The 20,749-nt window shown below is 68.8% G+C and carries 21 protein-coding genes; 12 read left to right on the forward strand and 9 right to left on the reverse strand.

Annotated elements, in window-relative coordinates:
• Window positions 1–56 precede the first annotated feature (56 nt).
• Together RS883_RS07840 and RS883_RS07845 are read left to right on the forward strand one after the other, a co-directional pair.
• Entirely contained in the window at window positions 57–749 is a 693-nt protein-coding gene (locus tag RS883_RS07840) for a polysaccharide biosynthesis/export family protein (RefSeq protein WP_315764585.1), read from the forward strand.
• Between the two features lie 25 nt (window positions 750–774).
• Complete coding sequence (locus RS883_RS07845; protein ID WP_315764588.1) at window positions 775–2,991, forward strand: polysaccharide biosynthesis tyrosine autokinase; 2,217 nt, start codon at window positions 775–777, stop codon at window positions 2,989–2,991.
• A 14-nt stretch (window positions 2,992–3,005) separates the two neighbouring features.
• On the opposite strand, the gene RS883_RS07850 is transcribed toward RS883_RS07845, so the two are convergent.
• Complete coding sequence (locus tag RS883_RS07850) at window positions 3,006–3,392, reverse strand: Rap1a/Tai family immunity protein (protein WP_315764591.1); 387 nt, start codon at window positions 3,390–3,392, stop codon at window positions 3,006–3,008.
• A 115-nt stretch (window positions 3,393–3,507) separates the two neighbouring features.
• Here RS883_RS07850 and RS883_RS07855 point away from each other — a divergent pair, with 115 nt between their 5' ends.
• A complete protein-coding gene (locus RS883_RS07855; RefSeq protein ID WP_315764594.1) occupies window positions 3,508–4,572 on the forward strand; it encodes a cell wall hydrolase in 1,065 nt (354 codons plus the stop codon).
• A 7-nt stretch (window positions 4,573–4,579) separates the two neighbouring features.
• On the opposite strand, the gene RS883_RS07860 is transcribed toward RS883_RS07855, so the two are convergent.
• Together RS883_RS07860 and RS883_RS07865 are read right to left on the reverse strand one after the other, a co-directional pair.
• A complete protein-coding gene (locus RS883_RS07860) occupies window positions 4,580–4,879 on the reverse strand; it encodes a hypothetical protein (RefSeq protein WP_315764596.1) in 300 nt (99 codons plus the stop codon).
• Entirely contained in the window at window positions 4,876–5,295 is a 420-nt protein-coding gene (locus tag RS883_RS07865) for a hypothetical protein (protein WP_315764599.1), read from the reverse strand. Before RS883_RS07865 ends, RS883_RS07860 begins: the two co-directional genes overlap by 4 nt.
• Before the next feature lie 145 nt (window positions 5,296–5,440).
• Here RS883_RS07865 and RS883_RS07870 point away from each other — a divergent pair, with 145 nt between their 5' ends.
• The 8 genes from RS883_RS07870 to RS883_RS07905 all read left to right on the forward strand — a co-directional run bounded on the left by RS883_RS07870 (window position 5,441) and on the right by RS883_RS07905 (window position 14,017).
• Complete coding sequence (locus RS883_RS07870) at window positions 5,441–6,670, forward strand: WcaI family glycosyltransferase (protein WP_315764601.1); 1,230 nt, start codon at window positions 5,441–5,443, stop codon at window positions 6,668–6,670.
• A gap of 108 nt (window positions 6,671–6,778) precedes the next feature.
• On the forward strand, window positions 6,779–7,120 hold the full coding sequence (locus tag RS883_RS07875; RefSeq protein WP_315764603.1) for a hypothetical protein: 342 nt from the start codon (window positions 6,779–6,781) through the stop codon (window positions 7,118–7,120).
• A gap of 10 nt (window positions 7,121–7,130) precedes the next feature.
• On the forward strand, window positions 7,131–8,366 hold the full coding sequence (locus RS883_RS07880; protein ID WP_315764605.1) for an SGNH/GDSL hydrolase family protein: 1,236 nt from the start codon (window positions 7,131–7,133) through the stop codon (window positions 8,364–8,366).
• 100 nt (window positions 8,367–8,466) lie between these two features.
• On the forward strand, window positions 8,467–9,618 hold the full coding sequence (locus tag RS883_RS07885) for a glycosyltransferase family 4 protein (protein WP_315764607.1): 1,152 nt from the start codon (window positions 8,467–8,469) through the stop codon (window positions 9,616–9,618).
• Window positions 9,615–10,745 (forward strand): glycosyltransferase, encoded by a 1,131-nt coding sequence (locus RS883_RS07890; RefSeq protein ID WP_315764609.1) that lies wholly within the window; start codon window positions 9,615–9,617, stop codon window positions 10,743–10,745. The genes RS883_RS07885 and RS883_RS07890 overlap by 4 nt, the downstream gene beginning before the upstream one ends.
• The gene (locus RS883_RS07895; RefSeq protein ID WP_315764610.1) at window positions 10,738–11,307 is read left to right on the forward strand and encodes a putative colanic acid biosynthesis acetyltransferase; all 570 of its coding nucleotides are present in this window, start codon (window positions 10,738–10,740) and stop codon (window positions 11,305–11,307) included. The genes RS883_RS07890 and RS883_RS07895 overlap by 8 nt, the downstream gene beginning before the upstream one ends.
• Window positions 11,304–12,677 carry a hypothetical protein gene (locus tag RS883_RS07900; RefSeq protein WP_315764612.1) on the forward strand — a complete coding sequence of 458 codons (1,374 nt, stop codon included), beginning with the start codon at window positions 11,304–11,306 and terminating at the stop codon, window positions 12,675–12,677. Before RS883_RS07895 ends, RS883_RS07900 begins: the two co-directional genes overlap by 4 nt.
• Complete coding sequence (locus tag RS883_RS07905; protein ID WP_315764614.1) at window positions 12,674–14,017, forward strand: hypothetical protein; 1,344 nt, start codon at window positions 12,674–12,676, stop codon at window positions 14,015–14,017. Before RS883_RS07900 ends, RS883_RS07905 begins: the two co-directional genes overlap by 4 nt.
• Here the strand turns inward: RS883_RS07905 and RS883_RS07910 are convergent.
• The 6 genes from RS883_RS07910 to RS883_RS07935 all read right to left on the reverse strand — a co-directional run bounded on the left by RS883_RS07910 (window position 14,014) and on the right by RS883_RS07935 (window position 19,684).
• Complete coding sequence (locus RS883_RS07910) at window positions 14,014–14,748, reverse strand: metallophosphoesterase family protein (RefSeq protein WP_315764617.1); 735 nt, start codon at window positions 14,746–14,748, stop codon at window positions 14,014–14,016. The two genes, RS883_RS07905 and RS883_RS07910, sit on opposite strands and share 4 nt — an antisense overlap.
• Before the next feature lie 177 nt (window positions 14,749–14,925).
• On the reverse strand, window positions 14,926–16,227 hold the full coding sequence (gene wecC, locus RS883_RS07915) for a UDP-N-acetyl-D-mannosamine dehydrogenase (protein WP_315764618.1): 1,302 nt from the start codon (window positions 16,225–16,227) through the stop codon (window positions 14,926–14,928).
• Complete coding sequence (wecB, locus tag RS883_RS07920; protein ID WP_315764620.1) at window positions 16,211–17,335, reverse strand: non-hydrolyzing UDP-N-acetylglucosamine 2-epimerase; 1,125 nt, start codon at window positions 17,333–17,335, stop codon at window positions 16,211–16,213. The genes wecC and wecB overlap by 17 nt, the downstream gene beginning before the upstream one ends.
• 42 nt (window positions 17,336–17,377) lie before the next feature.
• Window positions 17,378–18,229, reverse strand: a complete 852-nt coding sequence (locus tag RS883_RS07925) for a methyltransferase domain-containing protein (protein ID WP_315764622.1) — start codon at window positions 18,227–18,229, stop codon at window positions 17,378–17,380.
• 45 nt (window positions 18,230–18,274) lie between these two features.
• Window positions 18,275–19,273: an NAD-dependent epimerase/dehydratase family protein gene (locus RS883_RS07930; protein ID WP_315764623.1), complete on the reverse strand. Its 999-nt coding sequence runs from the start codon at window positions 19,271–19,273 to the stop codon at window positions 18,275–18,277.
• Between the two features lie 60 nt (window positions 19,274–19,333).
• Window positions 19,334–19,684: a hypothetical protein gene (locus tag RS883_RS07935; protein ID WP_315764625.1), complete on the reverse strand. Its 351-nt coding sequence runs from the start codon at window positions 19,682–19,684 to the stop codon at window positions 19,334–19,336.
• 109 nt (window positions 19,685–19,793) lie between these two features.
• Between RS883_RS07935 and galU the strand changes: the two genes are divergently transcribed.
• Complete coding sequence (galU, locus tag RS883_RS07940) at window positions 19,794–20,663, forward strand: UTP--glucose-1-phosphate uridylyltransferase GalU (RefSeq protein ID WP_315764628.1); 870 nt, start codon at window positions 19,794–19,796, stop codon at window positions 20,661–20,663.
• The last annotated feature ends 86 nt before the right edge of the window (window positions 20,664–20,749 follow it).

The raw sequence follows: 20,749 nt of genomic DNA on the forward strand, positions 1-20,749 counted from the left end.
GACGCTTCAATGCTATGAATGCGAGGGAACGGGTTAAGTCGGGCGGGATGGTGAAGATGGGGCGGGGTAGAGTCGCGTTGGCGCTGATGGCGGTTGTCGCCTCGGCGTGTTCGAACAATAATGTCGGGCCCAATATTGCCGCCGGTGAAGCCGCCTATCAGATGATCCCAGCACCGGTCGGGGGACCGGGTGCACGCGACTATGTCATTGGTCCGTTGGACACGCTTCAGGTCTCGGTCTTCCAGGAACAGGACATTTCGGCCAACGGCATCGTCGTCGATGCCGCGGGCAGCATTTCCATGCCGCTCATCGGGCGGCTGGCGGCGGCGGGCCTGACCACCACCGAGCTGGCCGAGAAGGTGCGGGAGAAGCTGGCCGACCGCTTCTACGTCAACCCGCAGGTGACCGTGACGGTGTCGAGCTCGGTCTCCCAGCGCGTGACCGTGCAGGGCGAGGTGACCGAGCCCGGCATCTATCCGATCCAGGGTCCGACGACGCTGCTCGACGCGATCGCGCTGGCGAAGGGCGAGACGGAGAATGCGGCTCTGCGCGAGGTCGTGGTGGTCCGCTTCATCGACGGCAAGCGATCGGGTGCGGTGTTCGACATGCAGCGCATCCGCCGCGGCGACGATGCCGACCCCGCCGTGCAGGCACGCGACACGATCATCGTCGGCCATTCGGTGTCGAAGAAGGTTTGGCACGACGTCCTTCGCGCGGCGCCGCTGCTCAACGTCTTCACGCAGTTCTGATGCGTCGCAATCCGGGATACAATCGATGAACAACATGAGCATCCCAGCGCCGCAGCCCCCGATCGGCGACCGGATCGACGCCTATCGCGCCGCCCCGGCGGGCAGCGCCATTCCGGAGGATGACGCGCCGACGTTCGACCTGCGCGCGATCTGGGCCACCCTCTATCGCAGCCGCCGCGTCGTGCTGGCGATCCTGGTCGTCGCGGCGCTGGCGGGCATCGCATCGGTCCTGTTGATGCCGCGCATCTATCAGGCGCGCGCCAGCGTCCAGATCGACCAGCAGACCGCCAAGGTGCTGGGCACGGAGGAGAACGACCCCGTCGTCAGCGGCGGCGATGCCGACCGCTTCCTGCAAACCCAGGTCGACGTGTTGAGCAGCCGGTCGATGGCGCGCCGCGTGGCCGAGAGCCTCGGCCTTGCCGCCAATGACGAGTTCCTGAAGCGGATGAGCGGCGAGGAGGAGATCAAGGCCGATCCCAATGCCGGACCGCGCATCGACCAGGTCACCGATACGCTCCAGCGGAACCTGACCGTCGACCTGCGCCGCAACTCGCGGGTCGTCGGCGTCGTGTTCACCAGCCGCGATCCCCAGTTGGCCGCGCAGATCGCCAACAGCTATGCCAACAACTTCATCGAGGGGAACATCCAGCGCAAGTTCTCGACCTCGGCCTATTCGCGCAAGTTCCTCGACGAACAGCTCGACCTGGCCAAGCGCCGGCTGGAGGAATCGGAGCGGCAGCTCATCACCTATGCGCGCTCGGCACAGCTGATCGACGCGAGCGGCGGTGCCTCGCGCCAGCTGGACCAGGCGCAGGGACCGCGCTCGCTCGTCACCGCGAACCTCGTGCAGCTCAACACCGATTATGCGACGTCGGAGGCCAATCGCCTCCAGGCGCGTCAGCGCTGGGAGCAGGCGCGGGCGGCACCGTTGATGACGCTGCCCGAAGTGCTGTCGAACGACGCACTACAGCGGCTGACGCAGCGCCGCGCCGAGCAGATCGCCCAGATCAACGAGCTCAGCCAGCGGTTGAAGCCCGATCACCCGACGGTGGTGCAGGCCAATGCGCAGCTGAGCGCGCTGGAGCAGCAGATCCGCGTGTTCGCCGAGAGCATCCGCCAGTCGATCCGCAACCAGTATCTGACCGCCGAGCGTCAGCATCAGGCGCTGGAGCGGCAGGTCGCCTCGCTCAAGGGCGCGACGCTGGCCGAACAGGATCGCAGCGTCCGCTACAACATCCTAAAGCGCGAGGTGGATACCAACCGCCAGCTCTATGAGAGCCTGCTCCAGCGCTTCAAGGAAGTCAGCGCGGAGGCGGGCGTCACGTCGAACAACGTGACCGTCGTCGACGTGGCGGAAGCGCCGCGCCGGCCGACGTCGCCGCGACCGCTCATCAACCTGGCGCTGGCGGCGATCGCGGGCATTGGCCTGGCGCTGCTCTATGCCTTTGGTCGCGACTATCTCGACGACTCGATCCGAGATCCTCAGGATGTGGAGGCGAAGCTGGGCCTGCCGGTGTTGGGCGTCGTGCCGGAGCGTTCGGACGGGGCGCCGCTCGCCGCGCTCGCCGATCCGCGATCCGATGTCGCGGAGGCGTATCACTCCGCGCGGACCGCGATCGAGCTGTCGTCGAACCAGGGCACGCCGCGCTCGATCCTCGTCACCGGCAGCGGCAAGTCGGAGGGCAAGTCGACGACCTCCTACGCGCTCGCCCGCGACTTCGCCTCGCTCGGCAAGCGGACGCTGATCGTCGACGGCGATCTTCGCCGCCCGTCGCTCCACCGCGTGTTCAACATGCCGCAGGCCGAGCGTGGCCTGTCCAGCGTGCTCGCGCGGATCGACACGAACGACAGCGTCATCCTGAAGACGCAGGTCGAGAACCTGTCCTTCCTGCCCAGCGGACTGATCCCGCCCGATCCGGCGACGCTCTATGCCGGCACCGCGATGGCCGAGCTGCTGGCGGTGATGCAGCGCGAGTACGACATCATCGTCGTCGACGGCCCGCCGGTGCTGGCGCTGGCGGACGCCACCCAGCTTGCCGCCGCTGCACAGGCGACGGTGTTCGTGGTCGAGGCAGGCGGCGCGCATTACGGCCAGGCACGCAGCGCCGTGACGCGGCTGATGCGGGCCGGTGCCAACGTCATCGGCTGCGTCGTGACCAAGTACAATGCGCGCAAGTCCGGGTACGGCGATGCGTACGACTATTATCGCTATCACTATGAGGACGACCGCAAGCCGGCGTGAGCCGGCCGGTCGGGTCAGCGCGCCGGCGGTTTTGGCGGCGGCGCGCCGATGCAGGGATAGCGCGTCTTGATCGCGACGACGACGACCGACGCCGCCTCGCCCGAAGCGAAGCCGGGATTGCGCTCCAGATAATCGACGAAGGCGCTGCGCAGCTCGCCCTGCGGCGTACCGGCGGGCGTGCAGAATTCGCGCAGGTTGAGCCAGCTTTCATAGGCGCGGACGGCGTCGTGGACGCCCGCGACATAGGCGAAGCAGTAGGACGCATCGGGCACCGCGTTCGACTTGCAGCGATCGAGCAGGTTGCCGGCGCTGAGGAAGGTCGCGGGGGCCGGCGCCGGAGTGGGCGTGGGTGCCGGCGTGGTCTGGCCGGCGAGGGCGGCGGCGAGAAGGGCTGCGAGCATGGCGGTTCCTTTAGCTTGGGCGCAGCGATGACCCGAAGCCGCGAACGGGTCAATCATCCCCAGGCAGCAGGCGTGCCGGTTTGCCGCCTCGGCACTTTTCCGCTATGCGCGCGCCATGGCGACACGCGCCGGGGCGACGCGCCCGCACCCTGACATCACGGACGAGCCGGCGCCGCAGATCTATCTGCCGGTGGTGTATCGCTCGCGGTGGCGCCGTGCCTGGGCGCCATTGCTGCTCAGCGTGCTGCTGATCGCCGGGGCGATCGGCGGCCTGGTCTGGGTCGCGTTCCCGGGGGATGAGACGGCCACCCGCGCGCCGATGCGGCGGACGGCGGAGATCCCGCATCTCGACGCGCCCTTCGCGCCGGAGGCGCTGCGCCCGGTCGCGGCCAAGGACGCGCTGGCGATCAATGCCGCGATGCCGCTGGCGGGCGGCGCGAACCCGGCGTCGGCGGCGTTCCTGATGCCGCTTCGGAGCGCCTCCGACTATCAGCGCTCGCTCGAGTGCATGACGATGGCGATCTATTACGAGGCCGCCAACGAACTCGATGGCGGGCAGCGGGCGGTGGCGCAGGTCGTGCTCAACCGGTTGCGCCATCCGGCCTTTCCAAAGACGGTGTGCGGCGTGGTGTTCGAAGGCGCGCAGCGGCGTACCGGCTGTCAGTTCAGCTTCGCCTGCGACGGATCACTCTCGCGAGCGCCGGCGGCGACATTGTGGGGACGGGCGCGCGGCGTCGCGGCGGCGGCGCTGGGCGGCGAGGTCTATGCGCCGGTCGGCTGGGCGACGCACTATCACGCCAACTATGTCGTGCCCTATTGGGCGGCGAGCCTGGACAAGGTGGCGACGGTGGGCGCGCATATCTTCTATCGCTGGAGCGGCGCCTGGGGGCGGGTGGGCGCGTTCAACGGGCGCTATGCCGGCGGTGAGCCCGCGGCGGTGACCGCGGTGGCATCGACGGCGCCTACCGCCGAAACGCCTGCGGTCGAGGCGCAAGGCAAGCCGGTCGATACCGGCGTCGCGGAGCGGCCGGTGCTGCTGACCGACCCCGGCAAGGCGCGCGATGCGGACAAGGCGGCGCTGGTGGGATCGACCGAGCGCTACATCCTGTCGCGCCGCGCGGCGGCCGAGGCGGCGGAACCGACGCTGGCCGATCGTCCGGTGCTCGACGCGCCGCGATGAGCGCCGGTCAGAGCAGCTTCAGCGTAATCAGCATCGCATTGAGCGCGGCGCCCAGCGCGACGCTCTTGATGAGCTCGCGCGCGGTGACGGGCAGGTTGGCGTTGATGATGGCGGCCACCGACGACGTCGCGATCGCGATCGACAGCAGCGCCAGCCAGTGCGGCCATGCGGTATGCGGCACCGGGCGCGGCCACTCGGCGACCAGCGGCAACACGATCGTCAGAAAGTATCCAAAGCACGCCGCGATCCAGTGCGAGACCAGCCGCGGGATGCTCTCGCCAAGCTCGCCCTGAGGATCGTGGGTCATCGCCCGACCGGCCCTTCTTCCTCGCGGCGCATGTTCTCGAGCAGCGCCTCGGCGAGGTGTTCGTAATAGAAGGGGTTGTCGGGATCGAGCGCGCCGTCGACCGAATGATCGACGGCGCCGCCGCCCATCAGCTTGGCGCGCGCGGCGCGGATCTGCCACTCGGCCATCTCGCGCCAGGTCCGCGCGTCCCGCGCCGCGATCGCCTGTTGCGCAAGCCCGAGCAGCATGACCACCGCGCCGATGATGCCAAGGCCAAGCACAACGACGTAGCCGCGCGCCCAGATCGCGCGAGAGAAGAAGGCGTAGAGGACGATCCCGATCACCGCAAGCAGCGCGACGAAGCAGAGCACGTCGATGAAGCGCGCGGTACGCTTGGACCAGCGGGACCGGTCGAGGCTGCTTCGATCGGCGCTCATGTCGGCGAACCATGCCAAGCTTTGCACGACGCAGCAAGGCGGTGGAAAGGCGCCGGCCGATGGTGACCCGAAATGGTTCGCAATTGCGTAACCGTCGCGCGCGGGCTTTATTCACGGCGGCAGGGCGGGGGCTGGCAAAGCGGCGATGAACATCCTGATATTGGGGCTGAACTATGCGCCGGAGCTGGTCGGAACCGGGCCGCGCACCGCTGGCATGGCGCGGCATCTGGTCGAGGCCGGGCACCGCGTGACGGTGGTGTGCGGAAAGCCCTATTTTCCCGAATGGCGGATCGATCCGTCCTTTGCGGCGCGCGGGCCGCAGCGGTCGGTCGAGGACGGGGTGGAGGTCGTCCGGGTCGATCATTTCGTGCCGCGCAAGCCGCGATGGGCGGGGCGGCTGCGCCATTATCTGAGCTTCGTCCGGAACGCGGATGCCGAGATGCGGTCGGCCTTGCGGCGTTCGCGCCCCGACGCGGTGATCGTGGTCGCGCCGACGATCTTGTCGATCTGGGCCGCCCGGCGCGCGGCGACGCGGGCGGATGCGCTGTTGTGGCTGCACGTCCAGGACTTCGAGCTCGATGCGGCATTCGCGACCGGGACGCTGCGCGGCGGCGGCATCGCCGCTCGGGTGGCTCACCGAGTCGAGGCGCGATGCCTGCGTGCCGATCGGGTGAGCACGATCTCGCCGCAGATGTGCGATCGCCTACTTGCCAAGGGCGTTCCCGCCGACCGGATCGTCGAGTTGCGCAACTGGGCGGACGACGACGCGGTCGCGCCGCTCGATCGGCCGTCCACTTATCGGACGGAATGGGGGATCGAGCGACGGCATGTCGCGCTCTATTCGGGCAGCTTCGGCGGCAAGCAGGGAATCGAGATCATCGTCGAGGCGGCGCGTCGCCTGGCGCATCGGCGCGACCTGATGTTCGTGATCTGCGGTGACGGGCCGGCGCGGCGCGCATTGGAAGCGGGAGCGGCTGACCTCGACAACCTCCAATTTCACGACCTTCAGCCACTGGAGCGACTGTCCGATCTGCTCGGGCTGGCGAGCGTGCATCTGCTGCCGCAGATCGCCGGCGCGGCCGATCTGGTGCTGCCGTCGAAGCTGGCCAACATGCTCGCGTCGGGGCGGCCGGTGATCGCGACGGCGGCGACGGGGACGGGGCTAGCGCGCGAGGTCGAGGAGTGCGGGGTCGTCACGCCGCCCGGCGATCTCGACGTGTTCGTTTCCGCGATCGAAGCGCTGATCGACGGTCCGGCGTGGTGCGGCGTGCTGGGCGAGGCCGGGCGGCGGCGGGCGGAGACGCGGTGGCGGCGTGCGTCCATCCTGAACCGGTTCGAAGCCGCGTTGCGGTTGGCGGTCGCCGGAGCGCTTTAAACCAGCGGCCGTGTTCCTAGTATGTTCTGTCCTACATCGACCGTGCTGCCCTAGGCGTAGCGGCCGAGCCGAGTCGCGGATGGACCGCGGCCGAGAGGAGGAGCCGCCATGCCGACCACCCCGATCGAAGCGCCCGCCGGGTTCGTGCCCGTCGAGGCGATCGCCTTTTCCGGCCCCGAAGGCGCAGTGCGGGTCGGCGCGGCGACCCCGCTGCCGACGTCCGAACCCTCCTATCGCAGCGCCACCGCGCTGACGCCGGATGTCGAGTTGGCCCCGGGCCGCGCGATCGCCGTGGTGGCGGCCGGCCGCGGCACGGTGCGGCTGGTGCTCGACGATCTGAGCGCGATCGACCTTCCGGTCGAGGCAGGGCTGTCGATCCTGCCCTTTGCGGTGCGGCGCGTGGCCGGGGCGGGGACCACCGCCGTCGCCACCTTTTCGAACCTGGCCTGAAGAGGCATCGATGCTGGCCGTGACCCTGCCCGCCGCCTCGCCCGCGCGGCTCGATTTTGCCGAGCGGCATGCGCGGCTGATGCGTGCCGCGCGCACCGCCGCGATCTCGAATCCCCGAAGTGCGGGCGCCTATGCCGGATCGCTGACGATCACCGACAATGGCGCGGCGCTGCCCGCCGTCACGCCGCTTCACTATCCGTTCGGCGTGCCGACGACGGGGGTGTGGCGCTGGCATGGCGGCCAGTTCACCGCGAGCAATGGCGGTGGGCGCTTCACCTCGGCGATCATCGATGCGAGCACGGGCAATCTGGGGCTCGGCAATGGTCGCGCCTCAAATTTCTGGCGGGCGTCGGTGATGGTCAGCGCCCGCTATCTGACGCTGCGGCTGTTCCCGACGAGCTCGCCCTATCGGCTGCTGATCGATGGCCGCTATGTCTCGCTGGCGGGGACGACGCTGGCGACTACGACGGGGACGACGCACCAGTATCTGCTGCTCGACTTCGGATTGCGCGACGTGCGGGAAGTGACGCTGGAGGGGCATGCCAGCAGCGGCCTGGTCGGCGGCTATGTCGAGGCGACGGGGCGGGCCTGGCCCGTCGATCATCATGATCGACCGCGCGTCGCGTTTCTGGGCGACAGCTATGTGCTGGGATCGGCGGCGTCGCTCTATGGCGACGGCGCGGCGCCGATGATGGGCGATTGGCTGGGCGCGCGGATGTTGGCGAGCGGGTCGGGGGGCACGGGCTGGAACCACGCCAACGCCAGCGTCTATCGGTTCGACCAGCGCATTGCCGCGGGCGACCTTGCGCTTGATGGCGAGCCCGAGCTCATCTGCCTGATGGCGAGTGTCAACGATCGCGCGCGCGATGCCGGCGTGGTTCAGGTCAACGCGCTGGCCGGACTGCGCGAGGCGCGGCGGCGGCATCCGGGCGTGCCGATCGTCGTGTTCGGCTGCATGCCCGCGCCGCTCGGCCCGCTGACCGGGACGGCGTCGATCACCGCGGCGGAACTGGCGGTGCAGGCGGCGGTGAGCGCGCTTGCCGATCCGCTCTGTCGGTTCGTGCCGGTGACCACCGATCTGGACGGCGCCTGGGCGAGCGGGACGGGGCGCGCGGGTGCGACGACGGGCAGCGGCAATGCCGACTGGATGTTCGCCAGCGACGGCGTGCATCCGAGCCCCGAGGGCTGTGCGGCGCTCGGCAAGCGGTACGCGCAGGCGGCGATCGCGGCGTTGGGGACGATGTAGCGAGGAATTCGCCGCAAGGCTTTGTTGTTGCCACAGATCACGATCCGGCCTTATCCTTCGAAACGGGGTGAACGCCGGATCGGCGATCGGGGGGCAATCGGTGGGCGAGCCGTTGAACGTCGCCGTGGTCTATCATGTCTGGCCGCATTACCGCGCGGCGGTGATGGCGGCGATGGATCGCAGCGCGCGCGTCCGGTACACTTTCTTCGGCAGCAGCGAGTGGTTTCGCGGCATCGAGCCTGCGGATGTCGGCGCTGTCCGCCGCTTCGTGAGGGCGCCGTTTGCCTATCACGGCCGGCTGATGTGGCAGCGCGCGGCGGTGGCGGTCGCGCGCGATCGGCGGTTCGATGCGATCGTCTATCTCGGCGATCCCAACTTCGTCTCGACCTGGATCGGCGCGGCGATCGCGCGGCTGCGCGGCGTGCCGGTGCTGTTCTGGGCGCATGGCTGGCTGCGGCGGGAAGTGGGGGCGAAGCGGATGATGCGCCGCGCCTTCTATGCGCTGGCCGACCGGATGCTCGTCTATGCCGAGCGGGGGCGGGCGCTGGGGATCGCGGCTGGCCACGATCCGGCGCGGATCACCGTCGTGTACAACAGCCTCGACGTCGCGCGCGCCGATGCGATCGTGGCGGAGATCGAGGGCGGTGGGTTTGCCGAGCATCGACCGCAGGCGCTGTTCGCCGCACCGGACCGGCCGCTCCTCATCTGCACCGCCCGGCTGACGCCGCTCTGCCGCTTCGACCTGTTGTTCGAGGCGGCGGCGCGGCTGGCGGGCGACGGGATGCCCGTCAACATCCTGCTGATCGGCGACGGGCCGTCGCGCGCGGCGCTGGAGCATCAGGCGAAGGTGCGCGGGCTGGCCGTTCACTTTTTCGGCGCCTGCTATGACGAGCGGGTGTTGGGGCCGCTCACCTATCACGCCGACCTGACGGTCTCGCCGGGGAAGATCGGGCTGACTGCGATCCACAGCCTGATGTACGGCACCCCCGCGATCACGCATGGCGACCTCGACACGCAGATGCCCGAGGTCGAGGCGATCGAACCCGGGGTGACGGGCGCCCTGTTCGAGGCGGGCGACGTCGCCAGCCTGGCCGCGACGATCCGCGACTGGCTCGCGGCGCCGCGATCGCGAGCGGCGGTACGCGAGTCGGCGCGCGGGGCGATCCATGCGCGCTGGAACCCGGAAACGCAGGCGCGGATCGTCGAGCAGGTGGTGCTCGACACCGTCGCCGCCAGGCGGACGCGGCGATGAGGGTGGGCCTCGCCGCGCATCGCCTCAGCCGGCTGAATGGCGGCGTGGCGGAGAGCGTGCGGCTGGCGAGCAATGCGCTCGATGGCGCGGGGGTCGATTGCGCCCTGTTCGCGCTCGACGATCGGCATCTGGGCGAGGATCGTGCGGGTTTTCGGGTGAGCGAGGTTCATGCCGCGCGATCGGCGCCGGTTCTGCGCTACGGGTGGGCGCCAGCGCTGTCGCGAGCGATGCAGGGGGCAAGCGTCGAGTTGATGCACGTGCACGGCCTGTGGGCGACGCACGCCGATGCCGCATGGCGATGGCACCGGCGCACGGGCCGGCGCTTAGTCATCTCGCCGCACGGGATGCTGGAGCCGTGGATCCTGGCGCGTTCGCCGCGGCTCAAGCGGCTGATGCTGGGGCTCTATCAGCAGCGGATGCTGGAGGCGGCGTCGGCGTTTTATGTGCTGACCGACAAGGAGGCGCACGACGTTCGCGCGCTGGTGCCGGATGCGCGGTGCGAGGTGGTGCCGAACTTCGTCGAGATAACCGACCCGGTACCCGAGCCGCCCGCGTGGTGGCGACGCGAAGATGCGGGGAAGACTATCATCCTGTTCTTCGGGCGCATCCACGCCAAGAAGGGGATCGCCGAGCTTCTCGATGCTTGGGAAGCCTTCTGCGAGCACGAGCGCGCGGCCGATTGTCTGCTCGTCATCGCGGGCTGGGTCGATGGGGTCGACGATCTGGACGAACGCGTCGCGCGTGCAGGACGGCGGCTGAGTAACGTTCGCTTCGTCGGGCCGCAGCATGGCGCGGAGAAGGCGCGGACGCTGGCGGCGGCGTCGTTCCTGATCCTGCCGTCGAAGAGCGAGGGGCTGCCGATGGTGGTGCTGGAGGCCTGGGCCGCCGGCGTGCCGGTGCTGATGACCGAGGCGTGCAATCTGGCCGAAGGCTTTACCGCGGGCGCGGCGATCCGGATCGGCGAGGATGTGCCGGGGATCGTCGGAGGCCTGGTCGCCGCGTCCGCGATGGACGACGCGGGTCGCGCGATGGGCGAGCGGGGGCGCGCGCTCGTCGCCGAACGCTTTTCGGAAGCGGCGTTCACGCGGCGGATGATCGGCCTGTACGAGAGCGTGCTGCATGGCTGATGCCGATCCGCTCGATGCCGCAGGGACGCGCGGGGCGGGGCCAAGCTTCTCGCGCCGCAATCGCGCCGAGCGCGCGCTCTTCACGCTGGTGTGGACGGTCGCCGCGCGCTGGACGCCGCCGCCGCTGCATCGCTGGCGCTGCACGATCCTGCGCGCGTTCGGGGCCGAGGTGGGGCGCGGGGTGCGGCTCTATGGATCGACGATCGTATGGCATCCCGCCAACCTGTCGATCGGCGCGGGCGCGCTGATCGGGCCGCGCGTGCGCCTCTATAATCAGGGTCGTATCGGCATCGGCGCGGGGGCGGTCGTCAGCCAGGGCGCGCATCTGTGCGCGAGCACGCATGATCTTCGTGATGCCGATTTCCAGCTGCTGCTGCGCCCAATCACGATCGGCGCCGATGCGTGGATCGCAGCCGAGGCGTTCGTCGGTCCGGGCGTGACCGTCGGCGACGGCGCGGTGCTGGGCGCACGCGGCGCGGCGTTCGACGATCTCGAGCCCTGCCACATCTATCGCGGCAATCCCGCGGCGGCGATCAGCGTGCGTGAGCGGCGCGCGTGGTGACGTTCTTCGTCGTCCTGGCCTTCGTGATGGCGGCGGCGCTCAACGCCGCGGCGCTGTCGCGGATCGACCTGGCGCGGCTGAGTTTCATGGATGGGGTCGTGATCGGCCTCACTTACTATGTCACGGTGCCGATGGTCGCGGTGCTGGTGGCGGGGCGGATCGGGCCGGGCTTCCTGCCGATCGGCGATTATCGACCCTATGAAGACCTGCGCACCAGTTTCGTGCTGTTCGGCGGCATCGCGATCCTGTCGGTCGCGCGGATCGCGGTGTCGTTCATGCCCCGGGGGTGCCCGCCCGCCCGGCCGAGCTATCCGACCGTGCAATTGATGGCGGTGATCCTCATCCTCTATCTCGGCGCGACGATCACGGCGTTCGCGATGGCGGGGATCGGCAGCGGCGGGCACTGGTTTCGGGCGACCCACGACCTGATGGACGCAAGCCCCGGCTTCCAGATGCTGAAGCATGTCGGCAATTTCGCGCGGACGGCGGTCTTCGGCTGCCTCGCCGCGCTGTCGGTGCGCGGAGCTCGCTGGAGCCGCGCGGCGCTGATGATCGGCGCGGGCGTGGCGGTGGTCGACCTGTTCCTGACCTTCAACCGGGTGACGATCGTCTATCTGCTGGTGCTGACGATCGTCGTGTTCCGCCGGCGACTGGTGCCGACGATCGGCGTCCTTGCCGTGCTGCTGGCATTCGGCGTGCAGCTCTCCTCGACCTTCACGACGATGCGCGGCCTGGTCCCACGCTATGGCTACAGCGTCGAAGGGTTCGCGACCGCGTTCAGCGTCGCCGCGCGGACCTCGATGACGGACGAGACTTTCGTCGACGCGATGAACGGCGTGTTCGAGTCGATCAATCTCACCACCTTCAACTGGGTTGTCGGGGAGGCGCCGCGGCTGGCGGTGGAGCCGGGCGCGTGGCTGATCCGGCCGCTGACCGTCATCGTCCCGCGCGAGCTGATCCCGCAGCGGCCCGAGCCGTTCGGCCTGACGCTGGGGCGGACGATGACGGGGGACAGCCGGCTGGCGCTCAACTCGACGATGTTCGGAGAGCCCTATGCCAATAATGGCTTCTGGTGGCCGTTGCTGCTGCTGGCGGTGCTGGGCGCGTATCAGCTCGGCTATGCCTGGCTGTCGCGGTTCAATCCCGCGTTCGGCGCGGTGGGAGCGTTCGTCGCCTTTGCGTTCTGGCGGTTCGACAGTTCGTTCGCGGCGGTGGCGATGGTGCTGGCGGTCGCGGTCAACTTCGCCGTTCTGCTGCTTTCGCGCGCACTGGGCGAGGTGGGCGCGGGCGCCGACCTGAAGCATCGCCGCCGGCTGCTGCGCGCACGCGCGGTGTTCGAGCTTCGCCGTGACCAGGGCCCGGCGCGATGATCCGGCGAGTGATGGCGGGCGTCGGCGCCAATGTGTTCGGCAAGCTGGTGGTCGCGGGCGTGCAGCTCGCGACGGTGCCGGTGCTCGCCAATGCGTGGGGGATGCACCTGTTCGGGCTGTGGGTGCTCCTCTCGACGGTGCCGATGTTCCTGGCGATCGGCGACTTCGGCTTCGCGACCGCGGCGGGGACGAAGATGGCGATGCAGCGGGCCGAAGGGAATGTCGGCGGCGCGCTGCGCACCTATCAGAGTGCGCTGCTCACGGTCGCCGGCGCTTCGATCCTGCTCGCGCTGGTGGCGGTGGCGGCGGTGTGGGCGGTGCCCGCGCGCTGGTTCGGCGACGATCCCGGCTTGCCGATCGCGGACGTTCGGGCGGTGCTGTCGATCCTGATCCTCTTCGGGATCGCGACGATGCAGGGGAGCCTCTTTTTCGCCGCGCAGCGGGCGGACGGGCGCTACGCGATCGGATCGTTCGTCAACTCGCTCGTCATCCTGGCCGAGAATATGGCGCTGATCGCCGCCGTGTTGCTGGGCGGCTCGATGCCCGTGGCGGCGGGGGTGATGCTGGCGGTGCGGCTGTGTGGCCTGGGCGCGCAGGCGTTCGTGCAGCGCGTGCAGGTGCCGTGGCTGCCGATCGCGCTGCGCCACGCGTCCGGGGCGGAGGTGAGGGCGCTGCTCGCGCCGTCGGCGGCGGTGCTGCTGCTGCCGCTGGCGCAGGCGGTGTCGTTGCAGGGGACGGCGCTGATGGTGGGCGCGGCGGCGGGGCAGGCGACGGTGCCGCTGTTCACCGCGGCGCGGACGCTGTCGCGCGTCGGGCTCCAGCTCTGCTGGCTGTTCAACGCGCCGCTGATGCCGGAGTTCTCAGCGGCGAGCGCGCGGGGCGATCGGCGCGGGGTGGCGCAGATGGTGGCGGTCACGTTGTTGCTGTCGGCGCTTCTGGCCGCGCCCTATGCGCTCGGTTTCGCGCTGTTCGGGCAGGCGCTGATCGCGGTCTGGACGCAGGGCGCGATCGCGGTGCCGCAGCCGCTGGTGCTGGCGATGGCGGGGACGATCCTGCTCGGCGGCTTCTGGGTGCCGCTGTCCAACCTCATCCTCGCGCGCAATCGACAGGCGAGCTTCACGCCGGCGTATCTGGTGCTGTCGCTGGCGAGCATGGCGGTCGCGTATTGTCTATCGCTGACGCTCGGCGCAATCGGCGGGGGAGTGGCGATGCTGCTGCTGGACGCGGCGATGCTGGCGATCGTGCTGCGGCTGTCGGCCCGCTTGCTGGCGAGCCGCGAAGCGCTTGCCGCGGCGTGGCCGACACTGATCGGCGGCGTGCGTCGGCGGCTGGCGGGTTAGGCGGCGCCGGCGAGCAGCGCGCTCTGGCCGGTCTGGATCGTCCAGCGCTCGCCGCCCTCGAACCCCATCGCGGTCAGCCGGCCGGTCATATAGGCGCCGGTGTCGATGCCGATCCGGCAGGGGGTCTCCTCAACCTCCTCGCTGATCGTGTGGCCGTGGACGATGATCTTCTCGAGCGTGCCGTTATAGTCGACGAAGCCCTGGCGGATCCACCGCAGCGTGTCGGGCTTCTGCTCGTTCAGCGGCAGCTTGGGCTGAACGCCGGCGTGGACGAAGGCATAGTCGCCTTCGACGATGATGTTTTCGAACCCGTTGAGAAAATCGATATGCGCCTGCGGCACGACCTGGCGCATCAGCTCCAGGATCGTCGGATAGTCGGCGCGCAGATAGCTGTCCTCGTCGATGCCGTAGCTCAGCACCGTTTCCTTGCCGCCGATGCGCAGGAAGAAGGGCAAAGCCGCCTGGTCGCCGTCCAGCGCCTTAAGCATCACTTCCTCGTGGTTGCCGAGGAGGAAGCGGGTCGAGGGCTCGGCCTCGGCCAGCAGCCGAAGGCGTTCGACGACCTGCGCCGACTTGGGACCGCGATCGATCAGGTCGCCCAGGAAGACGAGCGTGCGCGGCATGGCCCCGCGCGCCGCATGATCCTCGTCGATGCGCGCCAGCAGCCGTTCGAGCAGGTCGAGCCGCCCGTGAATGTCACCGATCGCATAGAAGCGGCGGCCCGGGTTCACGGAACCCGGCGGGGCACCGCGCGAAGAACGCCGATCGCGAGACGAGAAAAGCCGACGAAGCATAGGGGTACAAACTCTTTGGCGAAGCCTTGCCCCCTTTCACGCTGCGACGCAATAGATGCGGCACGCGGCAGGGTCGCGCTATGACGCGCGGACGCCCCCGCCGTTCCGCGTCGGTCAGCTGGCGAGCCGGATGCGCTCCGCGGCGCCGGCGCCCGGTTGCGGCTGGTCGGGCCAGATGCCGCGGGTGTCATAGACCTGCTTGCCCGCGCGTTCCTGAAGCGGGACCGACCGGAACACGTCATGGTCGACCAGGACGATCAGGATCGGGCATGTCTCCAGCGCGGTATCGATGTCGATCAGGCCGGCACCGGTGCCGTCGAACGCGCGTGGCAATTGCTCGGCATAAGGCTCGACGATGCGGACGCGGTCGCCGAAGCGCTGGGCGAGCGTTGCGGCGACCTTGACCGCCGGGCTCTCGCGGAAGTCGTCGATATTGGCCTTGAAGGCGAGGCCGAGGCAGGCGACCGGCGCCCCCGGCATCGCCTCGATCAGCGCCTCTGCACGGCCGATGGTGTAGCCGACCTTGGCGTCGTTGACCTCTCGCGCGGTGCGGATCAGCGGGGTGTTGTCGGGATCGCCATGAACCAGGAACCAGGGGTCGACGGCGATGCAGTGGCCGCCGACACCGGGACCGGGCGACAGGATGTTGACTCGCGGATGGCGGTTGGCCAGGCGGATGACTTCCCAGACATCGATGCCGAGATTGCCGGCGACCACCGAGAGTTCGTTGGCAAAGGCGATGTTGACGTCGCGGAACGCGTTCTCGGTCAGCTTGGTCATTTCGGCCGCGGCCGCGGTCGTCGTCACGCACGCGCCGCGCACGAAGCGGCGATAGAATTGCAGCGCCTTGCGCGCGCAGCGAGGCGTGATGCCGCCGATGACGCGGTCATTGTCGATCAGCTCGACCAGGATGCGGCCGGGCAGCACCCGCTCCGGGCAATAGGCGATGGCGATGTCGGGGGTGCCGGCGGTCAGGCCCGGCACCTTGAGGTTGGGGCGAAGCTTGGCGAGCAGGTCGCGCACCTTCTCGGTCGTGCCGACGGGCGACGTCGATTCGAGGATCACCATGTCGCCGGGCTTGAGCGCGGCAGCGACGGTGGTCGCGGCGTTCAGGACATAACCGATGTCGGGCACGTGATTGTCGCCGAACGGCGTCGGCACCGCGATGACGAACACGTCGGCCGGCTCGATCAGCGTCGAGGCGCGCAGCCGCCCACGCGCGACCACGCCGGAGACGAGGCCGTCGAGGTCGATCTCCTCGATATGGACGCGGCCCGAATTGACGGTCTCGACCACGGTCTCGCTGACGTCGATGCCCAGCACCTCGGCCCCAGTGCGCGCGATCACCGCGGCGGTGGGAAGACCGATATAACCGAGGCCGAGGACGGCGACCTTGAGTTCAGCGTCGATGGGCATCCGCGACAAGCTCCGCAATCCGTGCCGCGGCATGGCCGTCGCCGAACGGATTGTGGGCGCGCGCCATCGCGGAATAGGCGGCCTTGTCGCCGAGAAGGCTGAAGATTTCGGAAACGATGCGGTCGGGATCGGTGCCGACGAGGCGGGCGGTGCCCGCCTCGACCCCCTCGGGCCGCTCGGTCGTCTCGCGCATCACCAGCACCGGCTTGCCCAGCGCGGGCGCTTCCTCCTGCACGCCGCCCGAATCGGTTAGGACCAACGTGGCGAGATCCAGCGCGCGGATGAAGTGCGGATAGTCGAGCGGATCGATGCGCGCGATGTTCGGGCGATCGCCCAGCATCGCATCCATGACGGACACGACATTGGGGTTGGGGTGGCAGGGAAAGACTACCGCGACGTCCGGCTGATCGGCGATGCGGGCGATCGCGCGGGCAATGTTCTCCATGCCCCCGCCGAAGTTCTCGCGCCGGTGCGTGGTGACGAGGACAATGCGCTTGCCCGCGAAGCGATCGGCGAGCGGGTCGAGCCCGGCGGCAAGGGCAGGGCGCTCGGCGATCCGCGCGCGCGTCCAGTGAAGCGCGTCGATAACGGTGTTGCCGGTCACGTGGACGGTCGCCGGGTCGATATTCTCGCGGCGGAGCGCACCCGCCGCGGTTTCGGTCGGGGCGAAGTGGAGATCGGCGATCGGCGCGACGATGCGGCGATTGACCTCTTCGGGCCAGGGATGGTGGATGTCACCCGAGCGCAGCCCCGCCTCGACATGCGCGACGGGCACCTTGCGGTAATAGGCGACGAGCGCACCGACCATCGCGGTGGCGGTATCGCCCTGGACGATGACGCGGTCGGGCCGCTCGGCATCCATCACCTCGCCCAGACCCGTCAGCAGCCGCGCGGTCAGCCGGTCGAGGCTTTGACCCGGCTCCATGATGTCGAGGTCGATGTCGGGCCGAAGCCCGGCGATGTCGAGCACCTGGTCGAGGAGCCCGCGATGCTGCGCCGTCACGCAGACGCGAACGTCGAGATCGCCGCGATCCTTGAGCGCGGCGGCGACGGGGAACAGCTTGATGGCTTCCGGCCGGGTGCCGAAGACGAGCAGGATGCGGGTCATGCCCGCGCCTTTAGCGTGCCGGTGTGAAGCAAGTGATAACCGTCAGCCCGTCATCGCCCGGACGGACACGGGACGAAGGCCGGGATTTCGGCCGGACAGCCGCTCGTTCGACACGATCCGCATGGCGCGCTGATAAAGCGGGAACAGCCGATCATAGACGAGCGGCACGCCCACCACACGGGCGCGAAGGCCCGAGACGGTCTGCGGTTGCGGATCGTGAACCGCGGTCTCCCACTCCCACGCATAATCGCTCTGCTGCACGTTCTCGTGCGACACGTCGCCGACGCGGGTCGAGCGGACGAGGACATAGACTTCGGCGCTGGAGAAGATGTTGACGCGTCTGCCGTCCTTGGGCTCGATCACCTGGAACCAGCGCGTGTTCTCAGTCCGATCCGCGACGAACACCTCGGTATCGCGATAGCCGTTCTTTTCCGAATAGAGCGAGAAGAAGAGTTCGGGTGAGAACTGCCAGAAGCCGTGGCCGCAGAAATTGTTGGTGGGCAGGACGTGGACGATCTGCCCGCCAGGCTTCAGCAGGTCGGACGCATTCTTGAGCGCCTGAACGATGTTGTAGACATGCTCCAGCGTGCCGATGTCCATCACCGTGTCGAAGCGGCCGCGCAGATGATCGGGCAGCGGCTGGTTCATGTCGTGGATGTGCGTCGCCTGCTCGAAGTCCGACATGTCGATCGATTCGACCGACGTCGCGCCGAGGTGATCGCGGAGCAGATTCTCGCAGAACGGCTCATGGGCATAGGGCGCGCCCTTCAGCAGGCGTGCCATGACCACGTCGTTGACGTGAATTTCCTGCCGCCCGATGGTCCCCACTGCGCCGAGCGGATGCCGCCGCGCGACATAGCGGACGAAGTTTAGCCCGTGTGTGTCCAATGCCATGGTCGTTTCCCCCGTGCCGATGCCGTGCACCGACTCGCCGGCCCCTCAACCGGCATTGTAGCCGCGATACCATTCGACGAAGCGGGGTACACCCTCGGCCAGCGACGTCGTCGGCGCGAAGCCCAGGTCGCCGGCGATCGCGTCGATGTCGGCATAGGTGGCGGGCACGTCGCCCGGCTGCATGTCGCGATAGTCGCGGATTGCCGGACGCCCGCACGCCGCCTCGATCAGGTCGATCATCGTGCCGAGCTGCTCGGGCCGGTTGTTGCCGATGTTGTAGAGACGATGTGGCGCCTTGCTGCCGCCGGGCTTGAGCGCGTCGTCGTCGGGCGGTGGGTTGTCGAGCGCGGCGATCACGCCCGCGACGATGTCGTCGATATAGGTGAAGTCGCGCTGCATCCGGCCGTGATTGAAGACGGGGATCGGGCGCCCCTCCAGGATGGCCTTGGTGAAGATCCACATCGCCATGTCGGGCCGGCCCCAGGGACCGTAGACGGTGAAGAAGCGAAGGCCGGTCTGCGGGATGCGGTAGAGGTGGGCGTAGGTCTCGCTCATCAACTCGTCCGCCTTCTTGGTCGCGGCATAGAGCGAGACGGGATGGTCGACGCGGTCCTCGACGCTGAACGGCTGCTTCTCGTTGGCGCCGTACACCGACGAGGACGAAGCGTAGACGAGATGGCGGACGCGCCGCTCGCGCGCGAGTTCGAGCAGGTTGACGTGCCCGACCAGGTTCGAGCGGACATAGGCACGCGGGTTCTCGAGCGAGTAGCGGACGCCGGGCTGTGCGCCGAGATGCGCGATGCGGTCGAACTCGGCACCCTCAAGGGCGCTCGCCAACGCCGCATCGTCGGCGAAGTCGAGGCGGTGGAAGGTGAAGGCGTCGCCGTGCCGCGCGTCCAGCCGATCGAGGCGCGCCTGCTTGAGCGCGGGATCGTAATAGGCGTTGAGATCGTCGATGCCGACCACCCGCTCGCCGCGCGCCAGCAGCGCGTCGGCCAAATGATGGCCGATGAACCCCGCCACGCCCGTAATCAGAACCGTCATGTCACTCGCCCGTCGATGAACCGCCGGGCTTGCCCTAAACGATCGCCTCTTGCCAAATCGTCACGCGCTGGCGGCGCTCATCTGTCGCCGGATCAGCACGGCGAAGCCGAGCGAGGCTGCCGCCGCCGCCATGTCGAGCACCCAGTCGCCGAAATCGGCGTTCCGGCCGACCGCCATCCAGCCCTGGGCGATCTCGATCAGCCCGCCGAAGATCGCGTACCCGACCCATTGCGCGCGAACCCCGATGGCTGGCCAAGCCAGGGAACTGAGCGCCGGCAGCATGGCAAAGGCGAGCAGGTGCCGCTGCTCGCCCGATTCGATGATCTTGCCAAGCGGGCCGGGCACCAGCGCGAGGAACGTCACGGCGACGATCGCGACGACGAAGGCGGTGCGAAGAAGCATGACCATCATGTTGGTTTCTTCGCACTTGCAGCACGAAACGTCCAGCGCGCTGACCCTCGCAATTGCATCGCCCTGTCGCCGAAGCTAGGAGCCGGACGGGGTGAACAGGGAGGGCAAGATGGCTCAGGCGAAGGTTCGGACGGCTGTGTTTCCGGTCGGGGGGCTGGGGACGCGGTTCCTGCCGGCGACCAAGGCGGTGCCGAAGGAGATGCTGCCGGTCGTCGATCGCCCGCTGATCCAGTACGCCGTCGACGAGGCGATCGAGGCGGGGATCGAGCGGCTGGTGTTCGTCACCGGGCGCGGCAAGTCGGCGATCGAGGACCATTTCGACATCGCCTATGAGCTCGAGCAGACGATGGGCTCGCGCGGCAAGGACCTGTCGGTGCTGGCGCCCACGCGCTTCACGCCGGGCGACATCACCTATGTCCGTCAGCAGGAGCCGATCGGGCTGGGCCACGCGGTGTGGTGCGCGCGCCACGTCGTCGGCAACGAGCCGTTCGCGATCTTCCTGCCCGACGAGCTGATGGTCGCGACGCCCGGCTGCATGGCGCAGATGGTCGCCGCCTATGAGAAGGTCGGCGGCAACGTCGTCTGCGGTTATGAAGTGCCCGAAGACCAGACCGACAAATACGGCATCGTCGAGCCCGGTTCGATCGATGGCGAGCTGGTCGAGGTGAAGGGGCTGGTCGAAAAGCCCAAGCTCGGCACCGCGCCCTCCAACCTGATGATCCCCGGCCGCTACATCCTCCAGCCCGAGGTGATGCGCATCCTGGAGACGCAGGGGCCGGGTGCGGGCAACGAGATCCAGCTGACCGACGCGATGGCGCAGCTGATCGGGCAGCAGCCCTTCCATGCGTTCAAGTTCGGCGGTGAGCGTTACGACTGCGGCGACAAGGCCGGGTTCGCGCAGGCGAACTTCGCGCTTTCGCTGGAGCGTGAGGAGATCGGCGAGAAGCTGCGCGAGTTCGCGCGGGCGCGATTGAGGTAAGAAGAGAGAAGGCGGTTCACGCAAAGGCGCAAAGGCGCAAAGCGCTTAAAAACGATGGGTGCGGCTGAGGTGGCTCGACGGCGGCT

The sequence above is a fragment of the Sphingomonas sp. Y38-1Y genome, assembly GCF_032391395.1.
GTDB lineage: Bacteria > Pseudomonadota > Alphaproteobacteria > Sphingomonadales > Sphingomonadaceae > Sphingomonas.

Excerpts from the sequence above, each read along its gene's own strand:
- RS883_RS07840 (WP_315764585.1), top strand. The coding sequence starts at position 57 with ATGGGGCGGGGTAGAGTCGCGTTGGCGCTGATGGCGGTTGTCGCCTCG.
- RS883_RS07845 (WP_315764588.1), top strand. The coding sequence starts at position 775 with ATGAACAACATGAGCATCCCAGCGCCGCAGCCCCCGATCGGCGACCGG.
- RS883_RS07850 (WP_315764591.1), bottom strand. The coding sequence starts at position 3,392 with ATGCTCGCAGCCCTTCTCGCCGCCGCCCTCGCCGGCCAGACCACGCCG.
- RS883_RS07855 (WP_315764594.1), top strand. The coding sequence starts at position 3,508 with ATGGCGACACGCGCCGGGGCGACGCGCCCGCACCCTGACATCACGGAC.
- RS883_RS07860 (WP_315764596.1), bottom strand. The coding sequence starts at position 4,879 with ATGACCCACGATCCTCAGGGCGAGCTTGGCGAGAGCATCCCGCGGCTG.
- RS883_RS07865 (WP_315764599.1), bottom strand. The coding sequence starts at position 5,295 with ATGAGCGCCGATCGAAGCAGCCTCGACCGGTCCCGCTGGTCCAAGCGT.
- RS883_RS07870 (WP_315764601.1), top strand. The coding sequence starts at position 5,441 with ATGAACATCCTGATATTGGGGCTGAACTATGCGCCGGAGCTGGTCGGA.
- RS883_RS07875 (WP_315764603.1), top strand. The coding sequence starts at position 6,779 with ATGCCGACCACCCCGATCGAAGCGCCCGCCGGGTTCGTGCCCGTCGAG.
- RS883_RS07880 (WP_315764605.1), top strand. The coding sequence starts at position 7,131 with ATGCTGGCCGTGACCCTGCCCGCCGCCTCGCCCGCGCGGCTCGATTTT.
- RS883_RS07890 (WP_315764609.1), top strand. The coding sequence starts at position 9,615 with ATGAGGGTGGGCCTCGCCGCGCATCGCCTCAGCCGGCTGAATGGCGGC.
- RS883_RS07895 (WP_315764610.1), top strand. The coding sequence starts at position 10,738 with ATGGCTGATGCCGATCCGCTCGATGCCGCAGGGACGCGCGGGGCGGGG.
- RS883_RS07905 (WP_315764614.1), top strand. The coding sequence starts at position 12,674 with ATGATCCGGCGAGTGATGGCGGGCGTCGGCGCCAATGTGTTCGGCAAG.
- wecC (WP_315764618.1), bottom strand. The coding sequence starts at position 16,227 with ATGCCCATCGACGCTGAACTCAAGGTCGCCGTCCTCGGCCTCGGTTAT.
- wecB (WP_315764620.1), bottom strand. The coding sequence starts at position 17,335 with ATGACCCGCATCCTGCTCGTCTTCGGCACCCGGCCGGAAGCCATCAAG.
- RS883_RS07925 (WP_315764622.1), bottom strand. The coding sequence starts at position 18,229 with ATGGCATTGGACACACACGGGCTAAACTTCGTCCGCTATGTCGCGCGG.
- RS883_RS07930 (WP_315764623.1), bottom strand. The coding sequence starts at position 19,273 with ATGACGGTTCTGATTACGGGCGTGGCGGGGTTCATCGGCCATCATTTG.
- RS883_RS07935 (WP_315764625.1), bottom strand. The coding sequence starts at position 19,684 with ATGATGGTCATGCTTCTTCGCACCGCCTTCGTCGTCGCGATCGTCGCC.
- galU (WP_315764628.1), top strand. The coding sequence starts at position 19,794 with ATGGCTCAGGCGAAGGTTCGGACGGCTGTGTTTCCGGTCGGGGGGCTG.